At 72.5% G+C, this 6,418-nt stretch carries 5 protein-coding genes; 2 read left to right on the forward strand and 3 right to left on the reverse strand.

The genetic code is table 11. The features are described 5' to 3' along the window. Positions 1-199: 199 nt before the first annotated feature. A complete protein-coding gene (locus ACFF45_RS30000) occupies positions 200-568 on the forward strand; it encodes a hypothetical protein (RefSeq protein WP_381349867.1) in 369 nt (122 codons plus the stop codon). Positions 569-941: 373 nt separating this feature from the next. On the opposite strand, the gene ACFF45_RS30005 is transcribed toward ACFF45_RS30000, so the two are convergent. The 3 genes from ACFF45_RS30005 to ACFF45_RS30015 all read right to left on the reverse strand — a co-directional run bounded on the left by ACFF45_RS30005 (position 942) and on the right by ACFF45_RS30015 (position 4,432). Then, a complete protein-coding gene (locus tag ACFF45_RS30005; protein ID WP_381349869.1) occupies positions 942-1,730 on the reverse strand; it encodes a hypothetical protein in 789 nt (262 codons plus the stop codon). 286 nt (positions 1,731-2,016) lie between these two features. Then, the gene (locus ACFF45_RS30010; protein WP_381349870.1) at positions 2,017-3,237 is read right to left on the reverse strand and encodes an acetyl-CoA C-acetyltransferase; all 1,221 of its coding nucleotides are present in this window, start codon (positions 3,235-3,237) and stop codon (positions 2,017-2,019) included. A gap of 175 nt (positions 3,238-3,412) precedes the next feature. Then, a complete protein-coding gene (locus ACFF45_RS30015; protein WP_381349871.1) occupies positions 3,413-4,432 on the reverse strand; it encodes an SGNH/GDSL hydrolase family protein in 1,020 nt (339 codons plus the stop codon). A gap of 146 nt (positions 4,433-4,578) precedes the next feature. Here ACFF45_RS30015 and ACFF45_RS30020 point away from each other — a divergent pair, with 146 nt between their 5' ends. Further along, positions 4,579-5,967: a cystathionine beta-synthase gene (locus ACFF45_RS30020; RefSeq protein WP_381349872.1), complete on the forward strand. Its 1,389-nt coding sequence runs from the start codon at positions 4,579-4,581 to the stop codon at positions 5,965-5,967. Positions 5,968-6,418: the final 451 nt, after the last annotated feature.

Below are 6,418 nucleotides of genomic sequence, written 5' to 3' on the forward strand. Positions count from 1 at the left end.
TGCTCGTCTCACCCACTTGACGACCCCACCCCACCGCAAACTTCACGGCCTTGGGTCTAGTGCCGCGGCACTGGGGCCTGCCGTCACATGATCTTGTGATCGTCTCAGGCCCCGGAGCGGAACCGCCAGTCGTTGCGGACCGTGCCCGGCCGTGCGCGCGCACGGCGCTTGAGTTCGCCCAGAGGTGAACATCTAAGCGATGCTGCTGGTGCCCGGCGTGGTCGCGGTGGCCTACGGCATCAGCGCCCCAAGCGGCCCGGCCTGGGTGCGGACCGCCACGGCTGCCGTCGGTGCGGTGCTGGCCGCGGTCTTCTCGGTTCGGGCACTGACCCGACCGGAACCGCTCTTGCGGATCGGGCTCCTGCGGAATCCGACGTCCGGGCGGGGCGCCGCAGTCCTCGCCCTGCATGCGGCTCCGTACTGCGGCACGGTGGTGCTGACGCCCGCCCATGTGCAGATCCTGCGCGCGGACAGCGCATCCGCGACCGCCGGCCCCCTCGCAGTGAGGACGACCGCACAGCCGGTTCCAGCCGGTCCACCTCCCGCAGGTCGCGGATGGTGGCCGTGAACACGCCGATCAGCCGCAGCCGACTACGCAACGCAGTGCGACTCTCACACAGGAACCATGGCGAGAGTTCTGCGAGCACCCGGAGCCGATCACGATGACGGTAGCCGGGGCCGTTCATGATGACCTGGCGGCTGGTGCTGCCGAGCCGGTCGAGGAGGGCGAGGGCGGCATGGGGCTTGACCAGGTTGCCGTAGAGGAAGACCTGCGCCCTCGTCGCGGTGGAGCGACGGTGGAGCGGACGTCGGCCTTGCGCCCGATCAGCTTCTCCGGTGCGGGGCCTGCCGCGGATGCGCGTGCCGGGCGCCGCGGCGCCGGCGTGGGCCGAACGGCGGGTCCTCGGGCTCGTGGGCCGGCGCCCTGGCGGGGTGTCGGCTCAGAAGGACGCGATGACCCGGTCCGCCAGGATGTACACCGTCTCGCCGCCGCAGGTGAACGTCAGCGTGTACGCGCCCGAGATGCCGGAGCCGCCCAGGAGGGTCGGCCTCTCGCCGGAGCGGAGGGCCGCGGCGAGGCGGTCGGCGGTCTCCCGGTGGCCGGGGGTCATGCACAGGGTCGTGCCGTCGGCGAAGACATAGACGTCCAGGGTGCCCAGCGGGCCGGGGCGGACGTCGGTCAGTTCGACGTGCGAGGCGGCCAGCTCCTCCAGGACCGACACCGTGCGCTCGTGGTCGCCCACGACCGGTGACGGGGACGGCGTGAAGTCGGGGTGGGAGGGGTGGCGGCGGCGGGCGGCGGCCAGTTCGGGGGAGTCCCCGGCGCACTCGTCCGCCTCCGCGCCGGGCTCGGTCACCGGCTCCAGCGGCTCCAGGCCCGCGAAGTCGGCCTGCCGGGGAAGGAAGAGGTCGTGGTCGGGCAGGCCCAGCAGGGACGGCGCGTCGGAGACGTCCCGGGCCTCCTGGGCGGCCCAGAAGGCACGCGCCTCGGCCAGCTCCCGCTCCCGCTCCTCGGCCAGCGCCTCGGTCACGGCCGTGCGTATCTCGTCCGCGTCGGCCGCGCTACGGGCGGCGGGCAGCAGGGCGCGGGCGGCGGCACGGCTCTCGGCGAGCTCGGCGTGCAGGTCCGCGACCTGGCGGCGCAGCTGCCTGAGGGTGCGCAGGACGGCTACGCCCACGGCGCCCGTGGCGGCCGTGGTGACCAGCAAGGCGATCGGCATGGCGCTCACTGACGTACTCCCGGTTCAAGGTAATCCCCGACTTCCTACATCAGCTTGAGGGGTGAACTATCCAGCTGTCAGTGCGTAACGTCACGAAACGGACAGGTCTTTGCGCTTGATGTTTCCGGAGGAACTGCCCTGACCTGCGCTGATCCCTGTGACGAAGGAGATAGGTCACATCCTGGGGGAGATTGGGTCACAAAACGGCCCAGAACCCCGTGGTTTCGGGGTTCCGGGCCAAGGCCTGACCGCCCGTGGCGGGGCGGTCACGCAGGGGGTGCCGGGGTGCCGGGACTCAGCTGAGGCGCTCGATGACCATCGCCATGCCCTGGCCGCCGCCGACGCACATCGTCTCCAGGCCGAACTGCTTGTCGTGCCACTGGAGGGAGTTGATGAGCGTGCCGGTGATCCGGGCGCCGGTCATGCCGAAGGGGTGGCCGACGGCGATGGCGCCGCCGTTGACGTTCAGCTTCTCCAGCGGGATGCCCAGGTCGCGGTAGGAGGGGATCACCTGGGCGGCGAACGCCTCGTTGATCTCGACCAGGTCGATGTCGTCGATGGTCAGGCCGGCGAGGGCCAGGGCCCGCCGGGTGGCCTCGACGGGGCCGTGGCCCATGATCTCGGGGGACAGGCCGGAGACGCCGGTGGAGACGATCCGGGCGAGCGGGGTCAGGCCGAGCTCGCGGGCCTTGGTGTCCGACATGATGACCAGGGCCGCGGCGCCGTCGTTGAGCGGGCAGCAGTTGCCCGCGGTGACCAGGCCGTCGGGGCGGAAGACCGGCTTCAGGCCGGCCACGCCCTCCAGGGTGACGCCCGGGCGGGGGCCGTCGTCCTTGCTGACCACGGTGGAGTCGGGGAGGGTCACCGGGGTGATCTCCCGCTCCCAGAAGCCGTTCTTGATGGCCTCCTCGGCGAGGTTCTGCGAGCGGACGCCGAACTCGTCCATCTCCTGGCGGGTCACGCCCCAGTTCCGGGCGAGGTTCTCGGCGGTCTGGCCCATCGCGATGTAGGGGTCGGGGAGCAGGCCGTCCTCGCGCGGGTCGTGCCAGGTCGAGCCCTCGGTCTCGGCGACGGCGGCGGTGCGGGCCTCGGCGTCGGCGAAGAGCGGGTTGCGGGTGTCGGGCAGGCTGTCGGAGTTGCCCTTGGTGAAGCGGGAGACCGTCTCGACGCCGGCCGAGATGAAGACGTCGCCCTCGCCGGCCTTGATGGCGTGCAGGGCCATCCGGGAGGTCTGCAGGGACGAGGAGCAGTAGCGGGTGACCGTGCAGCCGGGGAGGTGGTCCATGCCCATCTGCACGGCGACGATCCGGCCGAGGTTGTAACCCTGCTCGCCACCGGGGAGGCCGCAGCCGAGCATCAGGTCGTCGATGTCCCTCGGGTCCAGCTCGGGGACCTTGGCGAGGGCGGCCTGGATGATCGTGGCGGCCAGGTCGTCGGGGCGCAGGTCCTTGAGGGAGCCCTTGAAGGCGCGGCCGATGGGGGAGCGGGCGGCAGAGACGATCACGGCTTCGGGCATCACGGCTCCAGTGGCATACGGGGATATGGCGGGGCTGCTTGGGAAGTTACCTGTCCGTATGCGCTGGGTCACGGGTGTGGCGGTGTGACGCAGGCCGCAGTTTTCTAAGCGCTTGCTTTTTCGGCCGTGCGGCTCCGTGGCGCCGGGACCACGGGAGCCGGTACGGCGACGGCGTTCACGACGGCTGCGGTGCCGGCTCCGTCGGCGTCACCCGGCGCCGCCGCCTGCGCTTCAGCAGGGCCCACGCCCCGCGCGGACCCGTCGGCATCGCCGCCGTGACCTCCGTGCCCGCCTCCGCGGCCGCCTCCGCCGCGGCCCGCGCCACCGGCAGGAAGCCCTCGCGCCGGGCGGCGTCGGGGCGCTCCTCCTCCGCCGGCCACAGGCCCAGCGCCGCGCACACCGTGGGCAGGACGGCCATCGCGGCCGTGGCGTACCCCTCGGCGGAGGGGTGGTAGTTGTCGGGGCCGAACAGCTCGCGCGGGTTGGCGGCGAACTCGGGGCCCAGCAGGTCGCCCAGCGACACGGTGCGGCCGCCCTGCTCGACGACTCCGATCGTCTGGGCGGCCGCCAGCTGGCGGGAGGCGCGTCTGGCCAGCCAGCGCAGCGGCTGCTGCACCGGCTCGATCGTGCCCAGGTCGGGACAGGTGCCGACGACCACCTCGGCGCCGGCCGTGCGCAGCCGGCGGACCGCCGCCGCCAGGTGCCGCACCGAGCGGGTGGGCGGGATGCGGTGGGTGACGTCGTTGGCGCCGACCATGATCACGCAGATGTCGGGGATCCGGTCCGGGTCCGCCAGCACCAGCGTCACCTGCCGGTCCAGGTCGTCGGACATCGCGCCGGGCAGGGCGGCGTTGCGCAGGTCGACGGGGCGCTCGGCGACCGCCGCGAGGCCCGAGGCGAGCAACGCGCCCGGTGTCTGGCCGGCCCGGTGGACGCCCTGGCCGGCGGCGGTGGAGTCGCCGAGCATGGTGAGCAGCAGGGGCGGCGCCTGCGGGGTGTCGTACGTCCGTCCGTACCGCCCCTCCGCGTGCGGGACGTACGGGGTCGCGCCGTTGCCCACCTGGCGCCGGGCCAGCTGCACCTCCGCCAGCACCAGGCCGACGACCGCCGCACCGGCCAGGCCGATGCCGCCACCGCCGTACGCCGCGCCCGCTGCGATGCGCCGGGCCACTCTCGCCCTCGACATCCTGGTCATGCGTCGCCGCCACCTCCTCGCACCCCGTACATCCACTCCTTGCCCCGAAGCGAGCCCCCGCCAATCTCCATGACGAGTGAACGGCGGTGACAGGTCATAGGCTGGCGCTACCACGACCACCTCTTCTGCGGCATCCGGAGACAACGGTGCAGTTCCACGACTCGATGATCAGCCTCGTCGGCAACACCCCGCTGGTGAGGCTCAACAACGTGACCAAGGGCATCCGGGCGACCGTGCTGGCCAAGGTCGAGTACTTCAACCCGGGCGGTTCGGTGAAGGACCGCATCGCGCTGCGCATGATCGAGGCGGCGGAGCAGAGCGGCGCGCTCCGGCCCGGCGGCACGATCGTGGAGCCGACCAGCGGGAACACCGGGGTGGGGCTGGCGATCGTGGCGCAGCAGAAGGGGTACAAGTGCATCTTCGTGTGCCCCGACAAGGTGTCCACCGACAAGATCAACGTGCTGCGGGCCTACGGCGCCGAGGTGGTCGTCTGCCCCACGGCCGTCGCGCCGGAGCACCCGGACTCCTACTACAACGTCTCCGACCGGCTGGTGCGCGAGACGCCGGGCGCCTGGAAGCCCGACCAGTACTCCAACCCCCACAACCCGCTCTCCCACTACCACTCGACCGGCCCCGAGCTGTGGGAGCAGACGGACGGGCGGATCACCCACTTCGTGGCCGGCGTCGGCACCGGCGGCACCATCTCCGGGACCGGGCGCTACCTCAAGGAGGTCAGCGACGGCCGGGTCGAGGTCGTCGGCGCCGACCCCGAGGGCTCCGTGTACTCGGGCGGGTCCGGGCGGCCGTACCTCGTCGAGGGCGTCGGTGAGGACTTCTGGCCGACGGCGTACGACCAGACCGTCGCCGACGAGATCGTCGCCGTGTCCGACAAGGACTCCTTCCAGATGACCCGGCGCCTCGCCAAGGAGGAGGGGCTGCTGGTCGGCGGCTCGTGCGGGATGGCCGTGGTCGCCGCGCTGCGGGTGGCCGAGCGGCTCGGTCCGGACGACGTCGTGGTCGTGCTGCTGCCGGACAGCGGGCGCGGCTACCTGAGCAAGATCTTCAACGACGAGTGGATGGCCGACTACGGCTTCCTGGAGGACGCCGGCCCGAGCGCCCGCGTCGGCGACGTACTGAGCGACAAGGAGGGCGGCGCCATGCCGTCCCTGGTCCACATGCACCCGGACGAGACGGTCGGCCAGGCCATCGAGGTGCTGCGCGAGTACGGCGTCTCGCAGATGCCGATCGTCAAGCCCGGTGCCGGGCACCCGGACGTGATGGCCGCCGAGGTCGTCGGCTCGGTCGTGGAGCGGGAGCTGCTGGACGCGCTGTTCACCCGGAGCGCCTCGCTCGACGACCCGCTGGAGAAGCACATGTCGGCGCCGCTGCCGCAGGTCGGCTCCGGCGAGCCGGTCGGCGACCTGATGTCCGTGCTCGGTACGGCGGACGCGGCCATCGTCCTGGTGGAGGGCAAGCCGACCGGTGTGGTCAGCCGGCAGGACCTGCTGGCCTTCCTGGCCAAGACCGCGATGTAGGGGCGAACCTCGGGTGAACGGGGGGCGACGGAGGCGAACTCCGCAGGTCGCGCACGGGAATTGGTCTTCTCGGAAGTGGTACGAGCGTGTCACGTCCGCGCAGCACCCGCTTAACACGGGTTCGGCACAGTGGTGGGTGTCGGCAGGGCGGGAGCGGCTCCCCGCCCCGGCCGGCCCGAACGGCGCCAGGGACCTCCGGAGCGGCTCCCGGACCTCCATGGACGCCACGGACGCGCAAGCCCGGCCTGACCCGGCCCGCGTCCCTCGCGGGGACCGCCGTCGTCCCGCCCCCCGGTGACGGGGGTGCGGCGGTCCCCGCGCACAGTCTTCCCGCCGGGGCGGGGTGCCGGTCCTCCCGGCCGCCGTCCCGGCGTACCGATCAGCTCTCCCGGTCGCCGTCCTGGCGTGGTGGTCTCTCCTGGTCGCCGTCCTGGCGTGGTGGTCTCTCCTG

The organism is Streptomyces cinereospinus (assembly GCF_042430725.1).
Taxonomy (GTDB): Bacteria; Actinomycetota; Actinomycetes; order Streptomycetales; family Streptomycetaceae; genus Streptomyces; species Streptomyces cinereospinus.

What these genes read in the sequence shown, in the direction of transcription:
- ACFF45_RS30010 (WP_381349870.1), bottom strand. Translation starts at nt 3,237, where the DNA reads ATGCCCGAAGCCGTGATCGTCTCTGCCGCCCGCTCCCCCATCGGCCGC.
- ACFF45_RS30000 (WP_381349867.1), top strand. Translation starts at nt 200, where the DNA reads ATGCTGCTGGTGCCCGGCGTGGTCGCGGTGGCCTACGGCATCAGCGCC.
- ACFF45_RS30015 (WP_381349871.1), bottom strand. Translation starts at nt 4,432, where the DNA reads ATGACCAGGATGTCGAGGGCGAGAGTGGCCCGGCGCATCGCAGCGGGC.